This is a genomic window from Spirochaeta thermophila DSM 6192 (assembly GCF_000147075.1).
In the GTDB taxonomy this organism is placed as follows: domain Bacteria; phylum Spirochaetota; class Spirochaetia; order Winmispirales; family Winmispiraceae; genus Winmispira; species Winmispira thermophila_A.
Map to the genome: position 1 here is coordinate 277,374 of NC_014484.1, position 23,206 is coordinate 300,579.

Consider the following 23,206-nt stretch of genomic DNA (forward strand, 5'->3'; position numbering starts at 1 on the left):
TTGAGGAGGGTATATGTCAGAGCGCATGATCACCACCACGCCCGAATGGCTCAAGGAGAAGGCTGTACTCAGGCTCTCGGAGGCAGGGTTGCCTCGTGACCAGGCCGCTGTTGTGGCCGAGGTGCTCGTCTTCGCCGACCTGCGGGGCGTCCATTCCCACGGGGTGATGCGGATCCCCCACTATGCCGAGCGGATCAGGAGGGGAGGCATCAACACCTCCTCCACCTTCCCGATCTCTCCCCGGGGCAGAGTGGCCTTTCTCCTGGATGCCCAGGGAGGGATGGGACACGTGGCTGCGAACAAGGCCACCGAAGCCGCTCTGGAGCTCGTCTCGAAGGAGGGACTCGCCCTCGCCGGCATCCGTCGTACCAGCCACGCCGGCGCCATGTCGTACTACGTGCAGAAAGCCCTCGATGCGGGGGTTGCGGCCCTCGTGGTGGCGAACACCGATCCCGCGGTGGTCCCTCCCGGCGGCAAGGTTCCCTTTCTCGGCACGAACCCCCTCGCCTTCGGCTTTCCGGGGCTGAAGGACCACGTGCTCCTCGACATGGCGACGAGCGAGGTGGCCCTGGGGAAGGTGCTCTACGCGAGGGAGAAGAACACCACCATCCCGCCCACCTGGGCCGTGGACGAGGAGGGCAATCCCACCACCGATCCCCACAGGGCGAAGTGGCTCCTCCCGTTCGGCGGCTACAAGGGCTACGGTATCATCCTCATGATCGAGCTCCTCACCAGTGTGCTCATAGGCGGGGCCTTCGGACCTCACCTGGTGAAGATGTACGGCGAGCTGGAGAAACAGCGCAACCTCGCCATGTGGATGCTCTTCATCGACCCCGGGCTGTTCAGGGCCGCCGACGAGGTGAAGGCTCTCTGTCAGGAGCTGGTGGACGAGATCCACGCACAGCCCTCTGTCTCGGGTGAGCAGGTGATGGTTCCCGGGGAACCGGAGCAGAGGACCATGGAACGGTATCTCAAGGAGGGGATCCCCCTCGCCGAACCGGTGTGGCGCTATCTCGAAGAGGGGCGGTGAGGGATCTCCCCCCCCTCGCAGAGGGGATTCTCCGGACGGACTGGTTGTTTTCCCCAACAATCGATGATACGATGAACACAAAAAAGGAGGACACGATGCGTAGACCGAGTCCCCTCACCTTCGTCATCGGTCTCCTGCTGCTCGGGTATGCGGTGTACCACTTCGTGGTGGGGCTTACCCTCTGGGCCGTGGTGAAGCTCCTCATAGGGGGAGGCCTCATCGCGGTCTCGTTCACCGAGGCCCGCTGGGCCCTCGTGCTCCTCGGCCACCTCATCATGACCTGCGGCGCGCTCCTGGTGGCCGCCGGGGTGTACTACGCCCCGATCGTCCAGCGCGCGGTCGAGGAGACGGGGAGGCTCTCCCTCCTCCAGATCCTCGGCCAGCCCCTCTTCTGGGGGGTCTTCGCCATCCTTGGCGGGGTGTGCGCCACCATGCACGGGTTCTGCCGCTGCGTGCGCAAGGAATGGAGGCTCCCCGGATAGATCCCCGGGAGCACGTCCCCATGACTGCGCCGGGGTGTGCCCTCGGGGAACCGCACATGCGGGGTCCGTGAACGCGTCCCCGCGGGTGCCCTTCGGTGAAGGGCAGCTCCGGTCGGCACGCTCAGGGCTGGATCCGGTCTTCCAGGGTCTCGAGGATGTCCTCGAGTTCGCGGAGTCCGTGTGTCATGCGTTGCTTCGTCTCTTGGAAGGAGTGGAGGGTGCGTTCCTGGAGGGAGACCAGCTCCTCCTTGAGCGTCCGGAGGCGCGAGGTGAGGCTGCCCCTCTCTCCTTCGAGGGTGGGGCGCGCGAGGTCTTCCTCGAGCTGGAGGATCCGATCGAGGAGTTCCTGGAGCCGGGTCTTGAGGGGGGAGAGGGTCCGTTCGGGGGTGAGGGTGGTGGTCGTCTTGAGGGTGGTGGTGAGGGTGGTGACGGCCGAGGAGATGGAGGTGGTGTGCTCCGCCGTGGCCTCGGCGAGTTTCTTGATCTCGTCCGCCACCACCGAGAAGCCCCTTCCTGCTTCGCCTGCGTGGGCGGCCTCGATGGCTGCGTTGAGGGCGAGGATGTTGATGCGTTCCGAGATCTCGTCTATGGCCTGGAGGAACTCCTCCACTTCGTGGGTAGTGGTCTGGACGGTCTCCATGTGGAGGAGGGCCTCTTCCGCTTCGTCTTCGTAGCGTTCCAGGTCTTCGAGGAGCGACCGGATGGTCTCGGTGAGGTGCTGGAGTGAGGAGGGGGGGCGGGAGGGGGAGGGTGCAGAGATCTCTGCGAGTGCGGTGTCGATGGAGGAGAGGAGGGCTTCGAGCCGGGGGGGCGGGGTGAGGGATTCTACGGCCTTGAGGAGCGAACTCAGGACTTCCCGTTGCCGCTCAAGGAGCGGGGTGAGGGATGCGAGGTGGAGGGTGGCGGGTAGGGTCGGAGGAGCGGTGGGGGCGGGTGTCGGGGGTTCCGGGATGGGGTGTGGAGGCGTGGTGGGGGGTTCAGGGGGAGTGGAGGAGGGCGGTGCGGAGGGGGGCTCAGGGGGTGAGGGTTCCTCCGTGGACGGGGGGACGGGCTGTGGAATGGAGGAGGGCTCGGGTTCGCGTTCGGGGGAGCGGCGGTCGAGGATGCCGGATGTGCGCGCTGTTCCCTCCGCCCGGTCCGCCATCGCAGGAAGGGGAGGGTGATGAGCACGAGAGACACGGAGAGGACGAGTGGGAGGCGGTCGGCGGGTGTGGGGGTGAGGGGGAGGACGGCGACGAGGGTGCGGCCGTCGGGGAGGGGAGAGGCCGCGATGAGCTGGCCGTGCACTTCACGAGGGCTTGTCAAGGCCTCCTGGATGAGGGCTCGACGCTCCTCCGGGGAGAGGGAGGAGAGGATGGGGACCCCCTCCACTTCCCCGTCGGGGGAGAGGAGGGCGAGGCGGATTCCTTCGGTGTCCGACTGGAGGGGGAGGGCCCGGCGGGCTTCTTCGAGGAGGCGCTCCCACCTCCTCTCGTGAGTGTCCATGTACTCCGAGGTGCCGAGGACCCAGCCCCACGGCTCGAAGAGCCTCGCATATCCCCACTTCTTCACCGGTTCCCCTCCGGAGAGGTGGGGGAAGTAGTACTCCTGGAAGCTCTCTCCACGGGCCTTTGCGGTGTCGATCATCTGTTTCACATAGGGGGTGCCGGTGATGTCGGTGAGGTTCTCCCTGTCGAGTCCCTCCTGCTCCGGGTTGGGCGGATTCACCAGGGAGATGTAGGTGACGGTGTCTGCGAAGAAGTAGCCTTCGTCCTCGTAACGGATGTTCCGGAGAGCCTCCCGGGCCCTCCGTTGGGCCTCCTTGGTGGAGAGGAGACGGACACGGGAGAGTTCATGGTAGGTCTCCACGATGGCGAGACCTATACTGAGCCGTTTCTCGAGTTCGGATCTGATCTCTTCCTTCTCTTCTCGTATGCGGGCCTCTACGCTCTGGTAGTGACGGGTGTACAGGTCGGAGATCCGCCGGATCTCGGACCGGAGCAGGGTTTCTGCGTGATCGATGTCCTGTTGCGGGAACGACAAGGTGAGCAGGAAAGGAAAGGCTGCGAGGATGATGAGATAGAGAGGGAAGAGGATTCTGTACCACTTCATCCTACCTACCATAGTATAGAGGACTCCGGTGGCGTGCAAGCGTTTTTTGGGTGGGTTCGTTGCAATCCATCCCTGCTCCCACTACACTATAGGTGCACATGAAAGGTGTGTCCTGTGTCCTGCTCCTCTCCCTTGTCGTGGGGATCCTGAGCGGGGAGGAGGGGTTCGTCCTTCCCCATGAGCTTTCCTCGGGATGGACCCTCGTCCCCCTCTTCCCGGGTGGTGGACCCCAGGATGTCTCGCTTCCCCTCGATTATCGACCCGCCGGACCGCGGGGAGAGATCCTCCTCCGCTGTACGTTCACCCTCCCCTCGTCTCCCACGGAGCCGGTGTACCTCCTGGTGGATCGTCTTCCGGGAGCCTACCGCTACATCTTGAACGGCGTGTTCCTCGACGAAGAGGGAGGGTTCCCTCCACGGTTCGCCCATTCGAGGAGGGATATCTATGTGCGGTACATCCCCCCCATGCAGCTCAGGGAGGAGAACGAGCTCGTCATCGTGGCCTATGAGGAGAGGAGCAGGATACGTATCCGACGCGTGGCCCTCGTGGACGAGAGGGAAGCCTTCCTTGTGCGGAACGTGCGCAATGTCCTCAACGCCCGCATCTACGGGTATTTCGCGTTCCTGAGTCTCTTCGTCTCTCTCTACTTCTTCGGTCTCTACGCGAACCGGAGGAGGGAGCGGGGGTTCTTCTTCTATGCGGTGAGCAATCTGGGGATCGCCCTCTATTTCGTGCGCATGGCATCCCCCCTCGCCTTTCTGCCCCCCGTCCTCAGCTACTCGGTCTCGAAGGCTGGGCTCATCGTCTCCCTGGGATATCTGTTCGTCTTCTATTTCGAATTCTTCTCGCTCCGGGGTTCGGATCGTCTCAAACGGTATGTCCTCACCCTCGTTTGGGTGGTGGGAGGGTTCATGGTGCTCGTGCCTCAGACCCTCCAGGATGCGGAACGCGTGTTCGCGTCATCCCTCGTGCTCGGGTTCGCCTTCCTCGTGTCATACGTGGTAATAAGTATCATCATCTTCCGGCATGGAGCACGGGAAGGGGGATTCCTCCTCATCGGTACCGGTCTCCTCGTGCTCCTGGGAGGGCACGATATCGTCTACAAGGTGATGGGTCGGGAACCGTTCGTATGGCTCCAGGGGATAGGGATCTTCATCTTCGAGGCCATGATCTTCATCACGCTCGCTTCGCGCACCATGCGGGTGTACGCGAGGCTCGAGGAGTACTCCACGGGGATCGAAGAGGAGGTGGCGCGGAGGACCCGGGAGCTCAGAGAGGCGAACCGGCTCCTCGAGAAGGCGAACCGGGCCAAGAGCGAGTTCCTCGCCAACGTGAGCCACGAGATGCGGACCCCGCTCCACGCGATCATGGGTTTCGCCGAGGCCCTCAAGGGAGAGCAGGATCCGAGGGAGCGTGAGGGACACCTCCAGCTCCTGCTCTCGGAGGCTCAGCGTCTCAAGGTGCTCATCGACGAGATCCTGGACGTGGAGAAGATGGAGCAGGGGAAGCTCACGCTCGATGAGAGTCCGTTCAACCTCCACGAGGTGGTGGGGTATGTGTGCAGGGTGATGGAGGAGAATGCGCGAAGGAAGGGGCTCTCGTTCTCTTTCGAGATAGAGGACGGTGTGCCCGTGTGGGTGGTGGGGGATCCGTTCAGGTTGCAACAGGTGATCATGAACCTCGTGGGGAATGCGGTGAAGTTCACCGAGGAGGGGGGGGTGCGGGTGAGGGTGGGGTGTGTGGAGGAGGGGGAAGGGCGTTGGATCGAGGTCGAGGTGCGGGATACGGGGATAGGGATACCGGAGGAGATGCGGGAGAAGGTCTTCGAGAGTTTCGTCCAGGCAGATACGAGCACTACCCGGCGGTACGGTGGGTCGGGATTGGGGATGACGATCGCGCGGGAGCTCGTGCGGCTCATGGGAGGGGACGTATGGCTCGAGAGCGAGGTGGGAAAGGGGACGAGGGTGTGGTTCAGGATCCCCTGTGTGGAGGCGATGGCCGGGGTGGAGGCGGAAGGTGGAGCCCTGGAGGAGGGGACGAGGGGAGTGCTGGAGGGCCACCGCATCCTGGTGGTCGAGGACTACATGCCCAACCAGAAGATCGTCTCCCTCGTGCTCTCGGAGGCGGGGGCCGAGGTGGAGGTGGCGGTGAACGGGAGAGAGGCGCTGGAGAAGGTGGCGCAGGGACGGTACGACCTGGTGCTCATGGATGTCCACATGCCGGTGATGGACGGACTGGAGGCCACGCGGCGTATCAGGGCCCTGGTGGGAGGGGATCTCCCCATCGTGGGGCTCACGGCCGATGCCTACCGGGAGGACGTGCGGCGGTGCAGGGAGGCGGGGATGGACGGGGTCCTCATAAAACCGATCCGCCGGAAGGAGATGGTCGAGGAGGTGCGGCGGCTGCTCTCGGGACGCGGGGGATCGGAGGGGGAGGAGGACGCCCGGGAAGGGATCGGGGCGTTCGTGGAGGAGTTCGGCGATCTCCGGGAACGGGCCTTCGAGATACTGGAAGGATTCCTGGATGAGGCGGAGCGCCAGTGGGAGAGGATCGAAGGTGCCTGGGAAGGGCGGGATTGGGAGGCCCTCCACCGGGAGGTGCACGCCCTCAAGGGGGGAGCGGCCAACCTCTACGCCCGGTCGCTCCGGGACGCGGCCCTCGCGGCACAGGAGGCGGCGAGGCAGCACGACGAGGGAAGGATGCCCGACCTACTCGATGCGGTACGGAGGGAGCTCTCCCGTCTCCAGGAGGAGATCAGGACGTTTCTCGCAGGGCGCGGCGGTGGAGAGCCGGGAGGATGAAGGATGAGAAGATGCCCATCGCGAGGACGAGTATGGCGGCATCCACGCCGAAGAAGACCCGCACCGAGGTGTGCTCTATGATGATGCCTCCGGCGAGCCCTCCGATGGAGGCGCCCAGGCCCCATGCGAACTGCTGGAGGTTCTGGTAGGTCGCACGCAGCGTGTGATGGGACAATCCGTCCACGATGGAGATGTGTCCCAGGTAGTAGAAGGCGTACCCGCACCCGTGGAGGATCTGGACAAGGACGAAGAGGAGGGCGGATGACCCCTGCGGGATGAGCAGGAAGAGGACGAGCTTGAGGGCATGGAGCCCCACACCCATGAGGAAGAGGGAGCTCATACCCCAGCGCGCGAGCAACCTCCTGCCCAGGTACATGAGGGGGATCTCGGGGAGGCTCGCCACTGCGAACGAGAGACCCATGAGGAGGTAGCTCACCTCGGATTCCTCCATGAGGTAGGTGGTGAAGCTGTAGCTCCCCATCACGCTGAAGCCCACCAGGAAGATGACGGAGAGGTAGCCGAAGAAGAGGCGGTCCTTGAGGAGGTGTTCCCATCTCGTGGGCTCGGAGGTGCGGGGTGTCCCACTGGGGGGAAGGGCGATGAAGGCGAAGAGGAGGAGTCCGGTCACGTGGACCGCGATGGGGTAGACGAGCTTTCCGGTGAGCTGGAGGAGGATGCCGCTCGCCACGAGGCTGAAGGCCCAGGCGAACGAGCCCATCCAACGGATGGTTCCGTAGTTACGGGCGTTGCCCTCCGCATGGTGGAAGTAGGCGAGGATCTGTGCGTCGAGGAGGGGGATGATGGGGCGCATGAATATGCCCCTCAGGACGCTCCCCGCGATCACGAGGGCGTACGCGAGGCCGTAATAGGAAGGGGGGAGGAACCAGAGCACCATGTAGAGGAAACTTCCCAGGGCGTACATGAGTCCCGAGATGGAGAGGAGCCTGTTCTCCGCATGAAAGGTGTCGGCGATATAGCCTGCCGCCGGCGAGGCGACGAGGCCCGCGAGCCCGGAGACGAGGAAGAGCCCCCCTATGAGACTGTAGGCGGGGCTGCCGTCGGGGTAGAGGAGCACCTCCTTCAAGTAGAGGGTGAGGAAGGGAAGGGCGCTCCCCCCTGCGAAGAAGTAAAAGAACTGGAGGAGATAGAGTCTGAACTTCTCCGAGGGGGCTCCCATGTGCGAGTCTCCGGATCATGTACAGGGTGTGCTAGGCGAGGAGCATCTTCCGGATCTGGGCCTTTACCTGGGAGAGATGCTGTTCATACTGTGCCCTCACCTGGCCGATGTGCTGTCTGAAGGCCGCCTGGTATTCGGGATCGGTCTCCGGGGCGACCTTCACGGGCATGCCGAGTTGCTGGGAGAGGAGCGTCTCTTTCTCCCGGAACCTGGGTGCGAACTGCTGGAGGAGGGCCGTCTCAACCTGCCGGTAGGTGGCCAGATACTGGGAGAAGAACTGCGAGAGCTGTTGCTCGAGCATGCCGAAGAGAGGGGCCTCTCCGAGCACCTTCCTCAGCCCCTCCATGACGAGGGGAAGCCGCTCGAGCTCCTCCTCTCGTGAAGGAAGGGTGAGGTTGGCGAGGAATGTCTCCACGGATCCTTTCACGAACCATGACCGCTGTTCGGCGGAAAGCCCTTTGAGTTCCTTCTTTATGTCGAACTCGCGGTCCTCGAGAAAACGGGCGGCGCTCTGCTTGCCCTTCGTGATCCACCGTTCCTCTTCGAGCTTTCCCTTGTCGGGCTCTATCGCGGCAGCCCGCTCGAGGGCCTTCTCCAGTGCCGATTTTATCTCTCCCATGTGCTATAGAATGCGCATGAAGGGGGACGCCTGTCAAGTGTAACAGCGGAAAAATCCTTGTTCGGTCACCACATACGCCACCCGCACGTCGTGTTCTTCCTCGGGGACCGCTTCCACCACCTGGCACCCGAAGCACACCCCCACCGCCCGCGCCTCCCCCGCGAGCAGCCGGTCGTACCACCCCCCACCCCTCCCCAGCCGCCTCCCCGCCCTGTCGAACCCCAGCCCCGGCACCAGCACCACCTCGGGCCTCACCCCACTCTCCCCCTCCTCCTCCGGCTGCAGGAACCCGAGCTCCTGCCGCACGAGCCCGACCCCCGGGCCATACCGCCCCCACCCTATGCGCCCTCCCGCGATCCTCGGCACGTACACACGTTTCCCCTCTCGCAGGGCCTCGTCCAGGAGCGGGCGCACGTCCGGCTCGTCGCGCAGCGGGAGGAACCCGCCCACCACCCTCGCCTCGCGCCAGCGCTCCCAGGCTGCGATGCGCTCCCGTATCGCCCTGCCCGCCTCCTCGCGTGCCTGCGCCCCCATACCGGCCACACGCGCCCGCAGCACGGCCCGCAGCCGCGCCTTCTCCTCACTCATCGGCGCACCGCGATGCACTCCACCTCCACCCGCGCCCCCCTCGGGAGGGCCTTGACCGCCACCGTGGAGCGGGCGGGCCGGTGCGGGAAGTACCCGCCGTAGATCCGGTTCACGGCCTCGAAGTCCGCCATATCGACGAGGAAGATCGTGGTCTTCACCACGTCCTCCCTCGTGCAGCCTGCAGCCTCGAGCACCGCCGTGAGGTTCTCGAGCGCCCTCCGTACCTCCGCCTCGATGGAGCCGCTCACCAGGCTCCCCGTGGCGGGATCGAGCCCTATCTGGCCCGAGCAGAACACCATCTCCCCTGCGCGAACGGCCTGGGAGTAGGGGCCTATCGCCTCGGGAGCACCTTCGGCATGCACGTACTCCATACCACCTCCTCGTGACGGGTCTTCTAGAATCCCAGCCTCTGTCCCACCAGGATGAGCTTGATCCTTCCCCGGGGCACGGAACGCCTGGTGATCACCGTGTGGGAGCAGATCGACTCGTCCCCCAGGCAGTCCTCGCACACCGTGCTCCTCCTGCACGGCGTGTGCTTCTCGAGGCGCGTCGCGTTGAGTGGCGCGGCTAGGTGTTTCGCCCTGGCGAGGGCCTCGTCGAGGGTCGCTACCACCTTGTTCCACCCCACCACCATCACCACGTACCTGGGGCCGAAGAGCAGGGCCGCGAGCCTGTTGCCCCTGCCGTCGATATTCACGATGTGTCCATCGAGCGAGAGGGCATTGGCGCTCATGAAGAAGTAGTCACAGGAGAAGGTCTCCCTGTAGATCCGCTCCACCTCCTCGGCGGAGGCGGCCCTGTCCCTGTCGAGGACCCGATAGGGGCCCGTCCGAAGCAGGTCCTTTATCCCCGACTCCTCGAGGGTCATGGACCCTCCCCAGGCGACCAGTGCATCCTCGGGCACGATCCGCTCCACCACCTCGCGTGACTCGGCCACCGACGAAGCCACGAACACCTCGAAACCCCGGCGCTCGAAGACACGTTTGACCTCCTTTGCGCGTGCGAGCGAGAACTCCCTGAGCACCTCTGCGGTCGGCATACGCACCTCCTGTCTGAGACGTGAGGCCTCTCGCGGCCTCTCGAGGTATCAGCCTACCCGTTGAGAGGGGATATGTGAAGGGGAATCAGACCCCGGCGCGTTGGTTGCACGAGAGGGCGATCTTCGCCTCGAGGGCCCTGAGCAGGGGGAGGAAGGACTCCTTCAAGGCCGGCGCGGCCTTCACCAGGCACTCGTGGGTCTCCTTGAGGTACCACGGTGCGAGGAACCTCTTGTCGATCATCGGCACGGAGTCGAGCACCTTCTCCCGCACCCGTGAGAGCGCCTCGTCGCTGAAACGGGAGAAATAGTCGTAGAGGTGCATGTCCGAGAGGATGCGCGCCACCTTGGGGTGGAGATTGGCGAGGAGGAAGGCCCCCTGCCTTCCGAGCATACAGGCCCTGAGTTTGAGGAAGGTGCCGATGGTGGTGCTGTCGATGTATTCGGTACCACTCAGGTCGAGGAGAAGCGCCGAGGGGTTGTGTTCCTGGATGAGCTTCTCTGCATGGGTGAAGAGGGAATACGCGCCCACCGCCCTCAGGTGGCGGGGAAGGAAGAAGATGAGCTTGTCACCTTCCTTGAGGTAATGAATGATCTCTAAAGTCTCCATAATCTCTAATTTCTCTACCTAACTAAGATACCACATACATGCGACTTCATCCACCCCTGGAGGCGACTCAGGTAACCCATGATTGGTTTATAGCATCACACAACCTCGTCGGGCAATACCCCCTTGCGCACGTGATGTTTGAAAAGGGGTTTCTGCCAGAGCACCTTCCAACGCACCGCCCGCCAGGGCTCCTCCCCGTCCTCCCAGTCGAAGAGGGCCGAGAAGAGGATCGGCGCCTTGATGGTGCGCCCCGCGAGCGGTTCGAGGGGTGGGGGCGCCTTCTCTCGGACGGCGATGAAGAACCCCGTCCCCGGGACCCAGTGCGGCCACGGGCCTTGCGCGCCGGCCGTGCCTTCGAGCCATCTCCTGAGGCGGTCCCACGGGTCCGGGGGAAGGGTGGGGAGGACGAGGAAATCGCCTTCCCGGCGGACGAGGCCGCCCCGGAAGGGGAGGAATCCCACCTTCCGCGCCCCCTCGAGCACGGATACGGGGAGGGGCTCCTCGTCCACCCTGAGGGCGTAGAAGGGGAAGGCGGACCGTGCGGTGAGTATCCCGTGCTCGTGGAAGAGCCTGGCCCGTGCCTCCTCGACGAGGGCCTCCATGTTCCCCGGGAGCCGTACGCCGGTCACCACCAGCTCCATGGTTCCTCCCTCTTCACTTCTCATTGTCCCTGTCGCATGCTACTATGTAAGAGGAGGCGGTACAAGGAGTCTTCATGGGGGTTCCGATGCGGATGAAGATCGAAGCGGTCCTGGAGAGACTCGTGGAGGTGCTCTCACGCTGGGATGCGGTGGATACCGTGTGTTTCCTCGATCGGGATCGCGAGGACATCTACGACCCCTACTTCTTCATCAGCCTCGACGTGTATTTCTCGGGCGAGCTTCCCTCCTACAAGGAGCGGATGGAAGAGCTGTCCTTCACCGGGGCCTTCGAGTCCGCGCCCGGCAATCGCAAGGACCGGTTCCTGGTGGGCGATCTGCCCGTGAGGCTCGAATACAAGTCCATACCGGACGTGGAAGCCGTGCTGGGTGCGGAGCCCGGGGCCTTCGAACTGGTGGAGGACAGGGTCAGCTACATGTTCTACCGCCTCGTGAACGGCACGATCCTCTTCTCCCGCTCCGACTGGCTCGCCTCGGTGCGTGAGCGGCTCGAGGATCTGCCCTCCTCCTTCTGGAGGGTACTCCGCGACGAGGCGAGGGCCAAGATGGAGCACTTTCTCTCCGATCTCTGTGCCGCAGCGGCCCTCGAGGACGAGTACTTCTTCCTCGTCTCGGCCTCCGGGTTCATCCAGAGCGTGTGCGCCGTGCTCTTCGCCGTCAACCGGCGTTTCGAACCGGGGGGAAGGGAGATGGAGCGCCATGTCTTCTCCCTTCCTCAGCTCCCCTACTCGTTCAAGGGCTACTTCCAGCAGTTCGTGAGGTACTCGCACGACTTCCCCATGGAGAAGAAGCGGGAGATCGCCGAGAACCTGGCCCGTCATGTCGTGAAGATGTGTCTCGCGGACGAGGGATCATGAGATCTTCCTTTCCTTCGGGCCTCCTCGGCGCCTGCCTGCTCGCACTGGTTCCGATGGGCGTCTCCCTGGGTGCGCAGCCCCCGGAGCCTGCCTCCGTACCGAGGGTGAGCCTCGACCGGGTGCTCGAGATGCCCCAATCCCAGCCGGTGCACGTCTTCCGGTGGGAGGTGCTGCCCGATTTCCTCATCCTCGTGTTCGATTCCTACGGGAGGCAGGACAGGACGCTCAAGCGACTCGCCTTTTTTGCGGAGAAGCCGGGGTATCGTGGGCGGATACCTTCGTGGGAGGAGGTCGCCTCTCTCCACGGATGGAACGCCCACGACTACGAGGACGTCGTGCTCGCGCGGTTCTTCTCCATGGCCCGGGAGAGGGGAGTGCCCCTTTTGGAAGAGGAGGAGTGGCTGAGGGAGGTGCTCGTGTCCGCCGGGGTGCTCGTCCCGCTGAGGGCGGGGTATGCACCGGGCGGGGGAGGGCTCATTTCCGTGAGCAGGGAGAGTCCTCCCGCCCTCCTCTCGATGCTCCTCACGCACGAGTCGCTCCACGCACTCTACTACGCCGACCCTCGTCTCAGGATGGCGACGTATCGGGTGTGGGAGGGATTCTCGGAGGAGACCCGGCGGGTCTTCAGGGGGTTCCTCTCCTGGATGGGCTACGATGTGGGTTCCTACGGTCTGGTGGTGAAGGAGCTCTTCGCCTATCTCCTCCAGCAGCCTCTTCCTGAGCTCCCCTGGTACATCCGTGCCCGGATCCTCCCACGGGCCGGGGCGGTGGGGATGGGGCCTGAGCAGCCGCCCGAGCGGGTGGTGGGGGAACTCCTCCAGGGGGCGGCTGCACTCGAGGAGTCGCTGGAGAGGGGGTTCGGGTTCGGTGCAGGGGCTACCTCGGGACGGGTGGCGGGGGGTGCGACTGAGGATCCACTTCAGTAGCTGGGGAAGATCATGTGATGTCTCCGGAGGTCATGGTGGGGATACACTACCCGTTTCTCCTCTCGCTCTCGGTGATCGTCCTGGGGTATGGGCTCACGCGTGCGGGGGTGCTCTCGCTCGAGATGGGGCGGAGTGCCTCGAGGCTGGTGATCAACGTGACCCTCCCCGCGGTGATCCTCACGACCCTGCCCGAGGTGGAACTGGTACCGGCGCTCCTCTCCTTCCCCCTCATCTGTCTGGGTGTGGGGATGCTGAACCTGCTCCTCGCGGGTCTCCTCTTCGGCAGGCTCGAACGGCCCTTCCTGGGGAACGCCCTCCTCGTGGTGGTGGGCTACAACATAGGGCTCTTCGCCTATCCGCTCGTCGAGGGGCTCTACGGCAGGGAGGGGCTCGCGGGGATGGCGATGTTCGACGTGGGGAACGCCTTCCTCACCTTCGGGTTGCTCTACCTGGTCTCGTGGTACTTCGGGGGGGAGGGGGAGAAGCGGATCTCTGCAGGGAGGATCGCGCGGACCCTCCTGGGGTCCATCCCGTTCATGAGCTACATGGTGGGGGCGGGGATGAATCTCTCGGGGCTCTCCTTTCCCGGACCGGTGGAGGAGGTGCTCGGGCTCCTCGCACGGGCGAACAACGGTCTCGTGCTTCTCGTGCTGGGGATGACCCTCAGGTTCCGCTTCCCTCGTGAGGTGCGCCGCCTCCTGGGGAGGACCCTCTTGTTCCGGTATGGGGTGGGGCTTGCGGCGGGTCTTCTCCTCTGGGTGATCCTCCCGCTCGATGTGTTTCTCCGGCGGTTGGTGCTCATGGGGGTGGTCCTCCCGGCTCCGTTGGTGGTGATCCCCTATGCGGTGGAGCACGGGCTCGATGTGGAGTACGCGGGGACGTATGCGAATGTCTCGGTGGTGGTGAGTTTCTTCCTCCTGTGGGGGATCGCGGCGGTCACGGCGGGGTGGGGGTGAGATCCTCGGGGTGGGTGGTTCTATTGATGGGGAGAGGGGCGGTGCGTATACTTTTCGTGTGAGGCTGGTGGCGGTGCTCGTGACAGGCGACTGGCTCGAGGCGGAGCGGGCGAGGCAGGCACTGGAGGAGGCAGGGGTGGGGTGCGTGGTGCCCGAGGAGGGGGTCTTCCGTCTCTTCCCGGTGCCGGATGCGCAGCCTGCGTGTCGGGTGCTGGTGAGGGAGGAGGACAGAGACGAGGCGGTGGGGGTGCTGCAGGAGGCGGGGCTCCTCGAGGCGCCGTTCTCGGTGTTGAGGTCTGTTCCTCCCGCCTGTCCTGTCTGCGGGGGGGAGCCGGAGCCGAGGCCTGCGGGAGGGGTGTTCGGAGCGCTGGGGAGGCTCGCGGGGCTAGAGCGGGTGGGGTGTCGCGGCTGCGGGCTCGTCTGGTGGAGAAGCACACGTGTCGGGAGGTATGAAGATGGTGCTCGAAGGAAAGAGGACGGACGCATGGCGGGATCGGAGGGTGTGGTACGGGACGGCCGAGTGCGGTTTGGGGTGGGTGCTGGCGGCGGCGACGGAGCGGGGGGTGTGCAGGGTGGCGTTCGGCGAGGGGGAGGGGGAGCTCGTGGGGCTGCTCGTGAGGGAGTTCGCGGGGGCCCTGCTCGAGGAGGGGGGAGAGGGGTTTCGCGAGGGGGTGCTGGCCGGCGTGCTGGAGGCGGTGGAGGAGCCGGGGGGGGAGGTGGGGATGGACGTCGACCTCGTGGGGACGCCGTTCCAGCTGGCGGTGTGGGATGCGCTTCGGGGGATTCCGGCGGGGCAGGTGAGGACGTACGGCGAGGTGGCGCGGGCGGTGGGGCGGCCGGGGGCGGCGAGGGCCGTGGGTGCAGCGTGCGGGGCGAACAGGGTGGCGGTGCTGGTGCCGTGCCACCGGGTGGTGGGAGCCGGGGGGAGCCTGGGGGGCTATCGATGGGGGGTGTGGAGGAAGAGGGTGCTCCTGGAGCGGGAGGGATGGCGGGGATAAGACCGGATATGTGAAGACGCCTCGTGAGGACGCTCCGATCGTCGGGCTGGGTGCGGTTTCTTGACTTTTTTTGTCGTCTACCCTTTACAGCCCCACATATAGGTGATATATTCCATACTTGTGAGATAGAACCCTACATATAGCGCAAGGAGTGGAGGATGAAGATAGCGCGTCGTTTCACGGAGGGGCTCTCCGATCCGTACGATGGGATCACCTGGGAGACGAGGGTGAGTGAGATCCGGGATGTGGAGGGGAGGGTGATCTTCCGCCAGGAGAACGTGGTGGTACCCTCCTTCTGGTCACAGATCGCCACCGATATCCTCGCGCAGAAGTACTTCAGGCGCAGGGGAGTGCCGGTGGAGGTCTCTCCCGACGGAAGGGAGTATGACGCACGGCAGGTCTTCCACCGGCTCGCCTACACCTGGATGTGGTGGGGCAAGGAGGCGGGCTACTTCGACTCAGAGGAGGATGCGCGGGTCTTCTATGACGAGGTGTGTTACATGCTCGCTCACCAGATGGCGGCGCCCAACTCGCCGCAGTGGTTCAACACGGGGCTCCACGCGGTCTACGGGATAGAGGGGCCGCCGCAGGGCCACTACTACGTGGATCACCGGACGGGGGAGCTCAAGAAGTCCGCGAATGCCTACAGCAGGCCCCAGCCGCATGCCTGCTTCATCCTCGACGTGGAGGACGACCTGGTTGGTGAGGGGGGGATCATGGACGCCCTCCACAGGGAGGCCCGCATCTTCAAGTACGGGTCCGGAACCGGGAGCAATTTCTCCAAGATCCGGGCCGAGGGCGAACCCCTCAGCGGCGGGGGGATGTCCTCCGGGCTCATGTCGTTCCTCAAGGTCTTCGACCGGTCGGCCGCGGCGATAAAGAGCGGTGGTACCACGAGACGCGCGGCGAAGATGGTGGTCCTCGATGTGGATCATCCGGATATCCTCACCTTCGTGCGGTGGAAGGTGGAAGAGGAGTACAAAGTGGCGTCCCTGGTGGCGGGCAGCCGCCTCGTGGCACGACACGCCCGGGAGATCCTCTCGGCCTACCGGAGCGAAGGTGATGTGGGGGCCGCGGCCGTCCGCGACGCGGTGGGGAGGGCCCTGGAGGCGGGCGTGCCGGAACAGTTCGTCCATCAGGTGCTCAGGCTCGCCGAGGAGGGGATGGGGCCCGAGGAGTTTCCGGTGTACACCACCGACTGGGAGGGCGAGGCCTATGCCACGGTGAGCGGGCAGTCCTCGAACAACTCCGTGAGGGTCCCGCACGAGTTCATGCTCGCGGTGCAGGAGGACAGGGAGTGGCCGCTCACCGCCCGCACCACGGGGGAGGTGGTGCGCACGGTGAGGGCGCGGGACCTGTGGAACGAGATCGTGCTCGCGGCCTGGCGGTGTGCGGATCCCGGACTCCAGTTCGATACCACCATCAACGAGTGGCACACGTGTCCCGCGGACGGTCGTATCCGGGCCTCCAACCCCTGTTCGGAGTACATGTTCCTCGACGATACGGCATGCAACCTGGCCTCCCTCAACCTCCTCGCCTTCTACGACGAGGAAGAGGGGAGGTTCGACGTGGAGTCCTTCGTCCATGCGGTGGACATCTGGACCCTCATCCTCGAGATCAGTGTGGTGATGGCCCAGTTTCCTTCCGCCGAAGTGGCCCGGAGGAGCTACCTCTACCGGACGCTGGGCCTCGGCTTCGCCAATCTGGGGAGCCTCCTCATGGTGATGGGGCTTCCCTACGACAGCGAGGAGGGTCGTGCGGTGGCGGGGGCGATCGCGGCGATCATGACCGGAAGGGCGTATCACATGTCGGCGAGGATGGCGGCCGAGTGGGGGCCGTTCCCCAGGTTCGAGGCGAACAGGGAGCACATGTTGCGGGTGATCCGCAACCACGCGAGGGCGGCGCGTCACGCCCCGCCGGAGGAGTACGAGGGGCTCTCGGTCACTCCCATGGGCCTCGATCCCGACCACACCCCGGGGTACCTGTTGGAGACTGCGAGGCGGGTGTGGGACGAGGCCCTGGAATGGGGGGAACGGCACGGCTTCAGGAACGCGCAGGTGAGCGCCATCGCCCCCACGGGGACGATAGGGCTGCTCATGGACTGCGATACCACGGGGATAGAGCCGGATTACGCCCTCGTGAAGTTCAAGAAGCTCGCAGGAGGGGGGTACTTCAAGATCATCAACCGGTCGGTACCGCCGGCCCTCAGACGGCTCGGCTATTCGGCCGAGCAGGTGGAGGAGATCGTGCGGTACTGCGTGGGGCGAGGGACGCTCAAGGGTGCGCCCGGGGTCTCGTACGAGGCCCTGAGGGAGAAGGGGATCCCCGAGGAGGAGCTCGAGGCCGTGGAGGAGCGGCTCAGGGGGGCTTTCTCCTTGAGGGGCGTCCTGGGGGTGTGGGCCTTCTCGCCGGGGACGCTCGATCGGCTCGGGGTGCCGGAAGAGGCGCGCAAGGATCCGTCGTTCGATCTCCTCGGGTTCCTGGGGTTCTCGGAGGAGGAGGTGTCGGCGGCCGAGGAGTGGGCCTGCGGTGCCATGACCCTCGAGGGAGCGCCGCATCTTCGCGAGGAGCACCTGCCGGTCTTCGACACGGCTACCCCTTCGGGGCGGAAGGGGAGCCGGGCGATCTCGTGGCGGGGACATATCCTCATGATGGCGGCGGTGCAGCCGTTCGTGAGCGGGGCGATCTCCAAGACCATCAACATGCCCCAGAGCGCCACGGTGCGGGATGTCGAGGAGGCCTACCTCCTCTCCTGGCGGAGCATGCTCAAGGCGGTGGCCCTCTATCGGGACGGGTCGAAGCTCAGCCAGCCGCTCGTGGGGGCGGGGAGCGCGCGGGACAGGGCCGCGGAGGTGATCGCGGAGACGGAGAGGGGGGTGGGGACGGCACGGCCTGCCGGGCGGGTGGAGGATGGGGGACTCCCTCGGGGGAAGCGACGGGTCCTCCCGCCACGGCGTACGGGGTACACGCAGAAGGCGAAGATAGGGGGACACAGCCTCTTCATCAGAACCGGCGAGTACGAGGATGGAACCCCGGGCGAGATCTTCCTCGACATGTACAAGGAGGGTGCAGCCTTCAGATCCCTCCTCAACAGTTTCGCCATCGCAGTCTCTCTGGGGCTCCAGTACGGTGTGCCGCTCGAGGAGTTCGTGGACGCCTTCGTCTTCACCCGGTTCGAGCCCAACGGCATGGTGCAGGGACACCCCTACATCAAGATGGCCACCTCGGTCATCGACCTCATCTTCCGTGATCTGGCCATCTCCTACCTCAAGCGCTACGATCTCGCCCACGTGACTCCGGAGGACCTCTCTTCCACCGAGTTGCGGAGGGAGGTATCCCTCGAGGAACCTCTGCATCGAGGAGAGGAGGTCCCTCGTTCGCGGAAGGATGTCCTGCGGGAAGAGGCCCGCAGGAGGGGCTACGAGGGCGATCCGTGCCCCGTGTGCGGCAACTTCACCATGGTGAGGAACGGTACCTGCCTCAAGTGTGAGACCTGCGGGGCCACCACCGGGTGTTCGTGAGACGGGTGGACTCTGTTGGAACGGTCTTCGAGGCGAGGTGCGGTGGGCCGGGATGGGGGTAACTTTACAGGGATACGGGTTTCTGGTATAGTGGTGCCACATTTCGCACGAGGGAGTTACCGATGGCACGGCGTTGTGAAATCTGTGGGAAACAGACGCGCAGTGGATTTACGGTGAGCCATGCCCACAACCGGAGCAAGCGCACCTTCAAGCCGAATATCCAGAAGATCCAGATCGTGGACGGTAAGCGCGTGAGGACCATCAAGATCTGTACGAGGTGTCTGAAGTCGGGGAAAGTGGTGAAGGCGGTCTGACGCGGACCTCTGTGCAGAGAGGGCTCCCCGGAGAGGGGAGTCTTTTTTCGTCCCCGGCCTTCTCGTTCGGAGGAGACAGGGCCCCGCTTCCTGTCGGCTGCGGGGTGCCCATGGACTGGAAGAGGAGGGGTGGTGTGCCGGCCCGAGCCCACGGGCCTCCCCGCCTTCGAGGGGATGCGGGAGGTGTGGGGGAAGGCCGCCCCGCGTGGATCTGGATGGTCTCGGGGATGGTGAGGCGGTGTTCCTCCGTGCACCTCGCCTCCGGATCGCCCCCCGGTTCCGGAGGAAGAGGAGCGCTCCTTGCGCCCGCCCGGGCGAGGGTATATACTTTTCCTGTCGATCAGAATCACGAGGAGGAGCGTATGGCCCTTGGAGAATGGATCAAGAGCGACGACTTCAAGACCGAGAAACATGTGCCGGTCATCGAGCTTCCCCGGGAGGTGAAGAAGGGGGAGGCGGTGCTCGTCACGGTGACGGTGGGCAAGGAGATCCCCCATCCCAACACCACCGAGCACTTCATCCAATGGATCCGCCTCTACTACAAGGATGTGGATGGAAAGTTCGCCATCGACCTGGGGTGTGCCGAGTTCAATGCCCATGGCGCCACCACTGCGGGGCCGAACACCGGTCCTGCCTACACCGAGCCGGTGGCGGTCTTCAAGGTGAAGCTCGACACACCCGGCACCTTGGTGGCCGAGAGCTACTGCAACATCCACGGCCTCTGGGAGAGCAGTGTGGAGGTGAAGCCGGAGGCCTGAGGAGGCCTGTCCTCCCTTCACAGGAAAAAGCAAGGGCTGTGGTGTATCCTGGAATGGGAGCCACGGCCCTGTGCCTCTGGAGGGCTTTGCGACGGGCCGCTCCGCCAGGAGGGGAGGGACCATGAAGACATTCGTCCTCGACACCAACGTCCTCATCCACAGGCCTGATGCCATCCTCAGCTTCAAGGACAACGAGGTGGTGATACCCATCTGGGTGCTCGAGGAGCTCGACAAGCTCAAGACGTTCAGCGATGAGCGGGGCAGGAACGCCCGTGCCGCGATCAGGTTCCTGGACGAGCGACGCAAGAGGGGAAACCTGAGCGAGGGAGTGGCGATAGAGCACGGGATCGTGCTCCGTGTGCTCCTCGGCTTCTGGAAAGACGAGAAGGGGTTCCTCTCGGAAAGGCCGGACAACCAGATCCTCCTCGCCGCTTACCACCTGCAGAAACACGGGAAGGAGGTCTTCTTCGTCTCGAAGGACATCAATGCCCGGGTGAAGGCCACGGCCCTCGGGCTCAAGGCCGTGGACTACGAGAAGCAGAAGGTGAACATCGAGAGTCTCTACAGCGGGTACGTGGAGCAGGACGCAAAGGAGGAGACACTCGACGAGCTCGACCGGGAGGAGGCCGTGCCGGCGCCCGGCGCGTTCTATCCCAACCAGTTCGTGGTGCTCAAGGGTGCGCACTCGGGCAGGGAGATGCTCACGCGGTACCACCACGAGACCAATACCCTCAGGTACGTGATCCCCCGACCTTCGAGCGTCTGGGGGGTGAAGCCGCGCAATCGCGAGCAGGAAATGGTCTTCGACCTGCTCCTCGACGACGAGGTGCAGCTCGTGACCCTGGTGGGCAAGGCCGGTACGGGAAAGACCCTTCTCGCCCTCGCCGCGGGACTCAAGAAGGTGCTCGAGGAGAAGGCGTACAAACGTCTCCTCGTGACCCGTCCGGTGGTGCCCATGGGCAAGGATATCGGCTTCCTCCCCGGCGACAAGGAGGAGAAGCTCTCCCACTGGATGCAGCCGATCTTCGACAACCTCGACTACCTGGTGAGCGTGTACTCCAGGGGACACGTCAAGAGCGTGGAGGAGCTCCTCGCACAGGACGTGATCGAGATGGAGGCGCTTTCCTTCATCAGGGGGAGGTCCCTTCCCTACCAGTACATCATCATCGACGAAGCACAGAATCTCTCGCCCCACGAGATAAAGACCATCGTGAGCAGGGCGGGCCACCACACCAAGATGGTCCTCACCGGCGATCCTTTCCAGATCGACAGCCCTTACCTCGATGCGAACTCCAACGGCCTCACCTATCTCGTGGAGGCCTTCAAGGGTGAGGAGATCTTCGGTCACGTGACGCTCCACAAGTCCGAACGGAGCACCCTTGCGGAGCTCGCCGCCGAGCTCCTCTAGGGAGGTTCTCCTCAACCGGGAGGTGTGATCTGCCGAGAGTAAGAGAGATGTGGCGTCGTCTCCTCGTGAGTCTGGGTCTCCTCTGCTCGTTTCCTCTCGTTGCGGAGGAGGTGGTCTTCTCGGACCTCGTGCTCTCTCCGCTCAACACCGTGCTCTTCACCGCCTCGCTCTCCGTGCCCGGAGTAGGAGCGTATCGTACCGCCTTCTGGGCCGAGCCGGGTACCGGCACACTCCAGCAGCTCTCGTTCTTCCCTGAACGGATGAGGTTCCTTCCCGCCCTGGGAAAGGTGCAGATCTACAATCGCTACGGCCTCTTCCGTATCCCTCTCGAGGGGGGAAGGGTCGAGGTGGTGGAGGGATTCCCCGCCTTCGTGAAAGGAGCCGAGATCGCGACCACTTCTCCGCTTCCCATCGCTACTTCGCCCGACGGCCGGTACCTGGTCCACTTCGAGAAGGACTCCCCGGCCTACGGCAGCCTCGTGATGGTGGACCTCGAGACCGGGGAGGAGGCGGTGGTGGCCGAGGGGATCGAGCTCTCGTACCGGGAGATCCCTGTCTCCTGGGCCCCTGACAGCTCGCTCTTTCTCTACGCCCACGATGGTATGGTCTACTACTTCTCGATCTCCCAGTGGCGGGAGGGGCGGGTTCTCTCTCCGGAGCGGAGGGTGATAGGGCGGGGAAAGATCGGCTCGGTGTTCTGGGGAGGGGGAGGGCGTCTCTACTTCGTGGAGGGCACGGTCATAAAGGTCTTCCGGAAGGAGGAGATCTTCACCCATGGGTTCTACTACGGGGTGGTGAAGGTGGGCCGTGTGGTGGGGAAGCTCCCCTTCCATTTTGATCCCAATTTCGACCGATTGTGGATCGGACCGGAGGAGAACTTCGTGTTGCTCTGCAGGGCAGGGCGGGACATCTTCCTCTATCCCCTCGACCGTGAGGACTACGAGGGGGGTGCCCTTCAGGAACCGTCGCTCGTGCTCCCACGACGCATGTACCTCGAGGACGTGGTGTGGGACGACGAGGGAAAGCTCACCCTGTTCGTGAAGGAGGTGCACGACGGCACGGTGGAGAGGCGCCTCTTCTGGATGGTGGTGGGTTCCCAGCGGGCCTTCGAGGAACGAGAGGAACGACCTCAGGTGTGGGCCCTGTCCGAGGACGGGTCCTACCTCGCCCTGGCCATGGAGGATGGGATCCGCCTCTACCGCTACGACTCGTGGACCGAGGTGGGGAGGATCGATCACCCCGAGCCCGTGGTGCTCGCATGGGCAGGAGACGACCTCGTGGTGGGCGGCAGGTGGTCGGTGTCCCGATACGGCAGGGACGGGAGGCTCAAGGCCCTGCTCTGCATCTCTCAGCCGGAAGGACTCGGTTTCACGGTGGGGGACTACCGGCCCGTGGTGTGGGCAGGGGAGGATACGGTGCAGTGGGATGTCGACCGGGCGGTCTTCGAGGTGCGGGAGGATCGTCCTGCCGCCGGGGCGCCCGTCCTCAGCACGAGTGCCTACCGTGTGTATCTCCAGGATCTCCCCGAACAGCCCTACCGGAACATCGTGATGGTGAGGGATCTGCAGGGGCTCTCGACATACCCGCTCTTCCCCCCGCCCGAGCGTTCGTACGAACCCTTTCCCGAGAAAGACGAACCGGTGGACTTCATCTACTTCACGCATGGCTCCCGGCTCAGGAGACGGGAGGTGGCCCTGGTGTTCAACGCGATCTCCTCTGCCGAGGGGTTGGCCCGGGTCCTCGAGCTCCTCAAGGAGTACGGGGTGAAGGCCACGTTCTTCTTGAACGGCGACTTCATGAGGGAGAATCCCGGGGCTACGAGGCAGATCTCCACCTTCGCGGCTGAGGTGGGATCGCTCTTCTACACCCATTTCGACATGTCGGATTCCCGCTTCTCACTCTCCGAAGAGTTCATACAACAGGGACTCGCCCGTACCGAGGACGAGTATTTCGAGATCACCGGCAGAGAGCTTGCCCTTCTGTGGCACGCGCCGTATTATTTCGTGAGGGAGGATCTCCTCAAGGCGGCGGCGGCCATGAACTACGTGTACGTGGGCTGTGATGTCGACAGCCTCGACTGGGTGCCCCAGTTCACAAGGGAGGGGGAGTCGAGGCTCTACGCCCCGGCCGCCCAGCTCGTGGAACGGATCGTGCGTATGAAGAAGCCTGGGTCGATCGTGGCCTTCACCGTGGGAAGGCCGGACGAGAAGGACCCGGTTCGGCGGCGTGAGGACTATCTCTTCCAGAAGCTCGACGTGTTCCTGAATGAACTCATCGCGAGGGGATACCGGTTCGTGACGGTCTCGGAACTCATGGAGCACGCGCGGTGAGATCCTCGGGACATTTCCATAAAGGGGAGCGTCCGTCGCTCCGAT

General features: G+C 64.5%; 21 protein-coding genes and 1 pseudogene. 13 read left to right on the plus strand and 9 right to left on the minus strand.

Translation table 11 applies throughout. The features are described from left to right. Positions 1-13: 13 nt before the first annotated feature. The gene (locus STHERM_RS01090; RefSeq protein ID WP_013313033.1) at positions 14-1,030 is read left to right on the plus strand and encodes an Ldh family oxidoreductase; all 1,017 of its coding nucleotides are present in this window, start codon (positions 14-16) and stop codon (positions 1,028-1,030) included. A gap of 95 nt (positions 1,031-1,125) precedes the next feature. Further along, on the plus strand, positions 1,126-1,512 hold the full coding sequence (locus tag STHERM_RS01095) for a hypothetical protein (RefSeq protein WP_013313034.1): 387 nt from the start codon (positions 1,126-1,128) through the stop codon (positions 1,510-1,512). A 121-nt stretch (positions 1,513-1,633) separates the two neighbouring features. Here the strand turns inward: STHERM_RS01095 and STHERM_RS12490 are convergent, their stop codons facing one another. Together STHERM_RS12490 and STHERM_RS12095 are read right to left on the minus strand one after the other, a co-directional pair. Beyond that, positions 1,634-2,464: a methyl-accepting chemotaxis protein gene (locus tag STHERM_RS12490; protein WP_081439526.1), complete on the minus strand. Its 831-nt coding sequence runs from the start codon at positions 2,462-2,464 to the stop codon at positions 1,634-1,636. Next, positions 2,359-3,603: a cache domain-containing protein gene (locus STHERM_RS12095; RefSeq protein ID WP_013313036.1), complete on the minus strand. Its 1,245-nt coding sequence runs from the start codon at positions 3,601-3,603 to the stop codon at positions 2,359-2,361. The genes STHERM_RS12490 and STHERM_RS12095 overlap by 106 nt, the downstream gene beginning before the upstream one ends. Before the next feature lie 98 nt (positions 3,604-3,701). Between STHERM_RS12095 and STHERM_RS01115 the strand changes: the two genes are divergently transcribed. Beyond that, positions 3,702-6,404 carry an ATP-binding protein gene (locus tag STHERM_RS01115; RefSeq protein ID WP_013313037.1) on the plus strand — a complete coding sequence of 901 codons (2,703 nt, stop codon included), beginning with the start codon at positions 3,702-3,704 and terminating at the stop codon, positions 6,402-6,404. On the opposite strand, the gene STHERM_RS01120 is transcribed toward STHERM_RS01115, so the two are convergent. The 7 genes from STHERM_RS01120 to STHERM_RS01150 all read right to left on the minus strand — a co-directional run bounded on the left by STHERM_RS01120 (position 6,358) and on the right by STHERM_RS01150 (position 11,075). Then, positions 6,358-7,581, minus strand: a complete 1,224-nt coding sequence (locus STHERM_RS01120; protein WP_013313038.1) for an MFS transporter — start codon at positions 7,579-7,581, stop codon at positions 6,358-6,360. The genes STHERM_RS01115 and STHERM_RS01120 overlap by 47 nt on opposite strands. A gap of 31 nt (positions 7,582-7,612) precedes the next feature. After that, the gene (locus STHERM_RS01125) at positions 7,613-8,200 is read right to left on the minus strand and encodes a DUF6657 family protein (protein WP_013313039.1); all 588 of its coding nucleotides are present in this window, start codon (positions 8,198-8,200) and stop codon (positions 7,613-7,615) included. Positions 8,201-8,233: 33 nt separating this feature from the next. Further along, a complete protein-coding gene (locus tag STHERM_RS01130) occupies positions 8,234-8,788 on the minus strand; it encodes a 5-formyltetrahydrofolate cyclo-ligase (RefSeq protein ID WP_013313040.1) in 555 nt (184 codons plus the stop codon). After that, a complete protein-coding gene (locus STHERM_RS01135) occupies positions 8,785-9,159 on the minus strand; it encodes a RidA family protein (RefSeq protein ID WP_013313041.1) in 375 nt (124 codons plus the stop codon). The genes STHERM_RS01130 and STHERM_RS01135 overlap by 4 nt, the downstream gene beginning before the upstream one ends. 23 nt (positions 9,160-9,182) lie before the next feature. Further along, a complete protein-coding gene (locus STHERM_RS01140; protein ID WP_013313042.1) occupies positions 9,183-9,827 on the minus strand; it encodes a lactate utilization protein in 645 nt (214 codons plus the stop codon). Positions 9,828-9,912: 85 nt separating this feature from the next. Beyond that, positions 9,913-10,434, minus strand: coding sequence for an STAS domain-containing protein (locus tag STHERM_RS01145; protein WP_013313043.1), 522 nt, complete (start codon positions 10,432-10,434; stop codon positions 9,913-9,915). Positions 10,435-10,529: 95 nt separating this feature from the next. Next, positions 10,530-11,075, minus strand: a complete 546-nt coding sequence (locus tag STHERM_RS01150) for a hypothetical protein (protein ID WP_013313044.1) — start codon at positions 11,073-11,075, stop codon at positions 10,530-10,532. Positions 11,076-11,149: 74 nt separating this feature from the next. Between STHERM_RS01150 and STHERM_RS01155 the strand changes: the two genes are divergently transcribed. From STHERM_RS01155 to STHERM_RS01195, 10 genes and pseudogenes are all read left to right on the plus strand, one after another. Next, positions 11,150-11,950 carry a DUF4037 domain-containing protein gene (locus STHERM_RS01155; protein ID WP_013313045.1) on the plus strand — a complete coding sequence of 267 codons (801 nt, stop codon included), beginning with the start codon at positions 11,150-11,152 and terminating at the stop codon, positions 11,948-11,950. Further along, positions 11,947-12,876, plus strand: a complete 930-nt coding sequence (locus tag STHERM_RS01160; protein ID WP_013313046.1) for a hypothetical protein — start codon at positions 11,947-11,949, stop codon at positions 12,874-12,876. Before STHERM_RS01155 ends, STHERM_RS01160 begins: the two co-directional genes overlap by 4 nt. Before the next feature lie 32 nt (positions 12,877-12,908). Beyond that, positions 12,909-13,832: an AEC family transporter gene (locus STHERM_RS01165; RefSeq protein WP_148223924.1), complete on the plus strand. Its 924-nt coding sequence runs from the start codon at positions 12,909-12,911 to the stop codon at positions 13,830-13,832. A 79-nt stretch (positions 13,833-13,911) separates the two neighbouring features. After that, positions 13,912-14,085 (plus strand): annotated as a pseudogene (locus tag STHERM_RS12735) (putative signal transducing protein); the annotation flags it as partial. Positions 14,086-14,281: 196 nt separating this feature from the next. Further along, positions 14,282-14,830: a methylated-DNA--[protein]-cysteine S-methyltransferase gene (locus STHERM_RS01170; RefSeq protein WP_052295652.1), complete on the plus strand. Its 549-nt coding sequence runs from the start codon at positions 14,282-14,284 to the stop codon at positions 14,828-14,830. Positions 14,831-14,988: 158 nt separating this feature from the next. Further along, positions 14,989-18,351: an adenosylcobalamin-dependent ribonucleoside-diphosphate reductase gene (locus tag STHERM_RS01175; RefSeq protein ID WP_013313049.1), complete on the plus strand. Its 3,363-nt coding sequence runs from the start codon at positions 14,989-14,991 to the stop codon at positions 18,349-18,351. A 122-nt stretch (positions 18,352-18,473) separates the two neighbouring features. Then, the gene (gene rpmB, locus STHERM_RS01180; RefSeq protein ID WP_013313050.1) at positions 18,474-18,665 is read left to right on the plus strand and encodes a 50S ribosomal protein L28; all 192 of its coding nucleotides are present in this window, start codon (positions 18,474-18,476) and stop codon (positions 18,663-18,665) included. Between the two features lie 134 nt (positions 18,666-18,799). Then, on the plus strand, positions 18,800-19,423 hold the full coding sequence (locus STHERM_RS12100; RefSeq protein ID WP_237223317.1) for a class II SORL domain-containing protein: 624 nt from the start codon (positions 18,800-18,802) through the stop codon (positions 19,421-19,423). Positions 19,424-19,544: 121 nt separating this feature from the next. Then, entirely contained in the window at positions 19,545-20,831 is a 1,287-nt protein-coding gene (locus STHERM_RS01190; RefSeq protein ID WP_013313052.1) for a PhoH family protein, read from the plus strand. 47 nt (positions 20,832-20,878) lie between these two features. Continuing rightward, on the plus strand, positions 20,879-23,161 hold the full coding sequence (locus tag STHERM_RS01195) for a polysaccharide deacetylase family protein (protein WP_013313053.1): 2,283 nt from the start codon (positions 20,879-20,881) through the stop codon (positions 23,159-23,161). Positions 23,162-23,206: the final 45 nt, after the last annotated feature.

What these genes read in the sequence shown, in the direction of transcription:
- STHERM_RS01090 (WP_013313033.1), top strand. Translation starts at nt 14, where the DNA reads ATGTCAGAGCGCATGATCACCACCACGCCCGAATGGCTCAAGGAGAAG.
- STHERM_RS01095 (WP_013313034.1), top strand. Translation starts at nt 1,126, where the DNA reads ATGCGTAGACCGAGTCCCCTCACCTTCGTCATCGGTCTCCTGCTGCTC.
- STHERM_RS12095 (WP_013313036.1), bottom strand. Translation starts at nt 3,603, where the DNA reads ATGAAGTGGTACAGAATCCTCTTCCCTCTCTATCTCATCATCCTCGCA.
- STHERM_RS01115 (WP_013313037.1), top strand. Translation starts at nt 3,702, where the DNA reads ATGAAAGGTGTGTCCTGTGTCCTGCTCCTCTCCCTTGTCGTGGGGATC.
- STHERM_RS01120 (WP_013313038.1), bottom strand. Translation starts at nt 7,581, where the DNA reads ATGGGAGCCCCCTCGGAGAAGTTCAGACTCTATCTCCTCCAGTTCTTT.
- STHERM_RS01125 (WP_013313039.1), bottom strand. Translation starts at nt 8,200, where the DNA reads ATGGGAGAGATAAAATCGGCACTGGAGAAGGCCCTCGAGCGGGCTGCC.
- STHERM_RS01130 (WP_013313040.1), bottom strand. Translation starts at nt 8,788, where the DNA reads ATGAGTGAGGAGAAGGCGCGGCTGCGGGCCGTGCTGCGGGCGCGTGTG.
- STHERM_RS01135 (WP_013313041.1), bottom strand. Translation starts at nt 9,159, where the DNA reads ATGGAGTACGTGCATGCCGAAGGTGCTCCCGAGGCGATAGGCCCCTAC.
- STHERM_RS01140 (WP_013313042.1), bottom strand. Translation starts at nt 9,827, where the DNA reads ATGCCGACCGCAGAGGTGCTCAGGGAGTTCTCGCTCGCACGCGCAAAG.
- STHERM_RS01145 (WP_013313043.1), bottom strand. Translation starts at nt 10,434, where the DNA reads ATGGAGACTTTAGAGATCATTCATTACCTCAAGGAAGGTGACAAGCTC.
- STHERM_RS01150 (WP_013313044.1), bottom strand. Translation starts at nt 11,075, where the DNA reads ATGGAGCTGGTGGTGACCGGCGTACGGCTCCCGGGGAACATGGAGGCC.
- STHERM_RS01155 (WP_013313045.1), top strand. Translation starts at nt 11,150, where the DNA reads ATGGGGGTTCCGATGCGGATGAAGATCGAAGCGGTCCTGGAGAGACTC.
- STHERM_RS01160 (WP_013313046.1), top strand. Translation starts at nt 11,947, where the DNA reads ATGAGATCTTCCTTTCCTTCGGGCCTCCTCGGCGCCTGCCTGCTCGCA.
- STHERM_RS01165 (WP_148223924.1), top strand. Translation starts at nt 12,909, where the DNA reads ATGGTGGGGATACACTACCCGTTTCTCCTCTCGCTCTCGGTGATCGTC.
- STHERM_RS01170 (WP_052295652.1), top strand. Translation starts at nt 14,282, where the DNA reads ATGAAGATGGTGCTCGAAGGAAAGAGGACGGACGCATGGCGGGATCGG.
- STHERM_RS01175 (WP_013313049.1), top strand. Translation starts at nt 14,989, where the DNA reads ATGAAGATAGCGCGTCGTTTCACGGAGGGGCTCTCCGATCCGTACGAT.
- rpmB (WP_013313050.1), top strand. Translation starts at nt 18,474, where the DNA reads ATGGCACGGCGTTGTGAAATCTGTGGGAAACAGACGCGCAGTGGATTT.
- STHERM_RS01190 (WP_013313052.1), top strand. Translation starts at nt 19,545, where the DNA reads ATGAAGACATTCGTCCTCGACACCAACGTCCTCATCCACAGGCCTGAT.
- STHERM_RS01195 (WP_013313053.1), top strand. Translation starts at nt 20,879, where the DNA reads ATGTGGCGTCGTCTCCTCGTGAGTCTGGGTCTCCTCTGCTCGTTTCCT.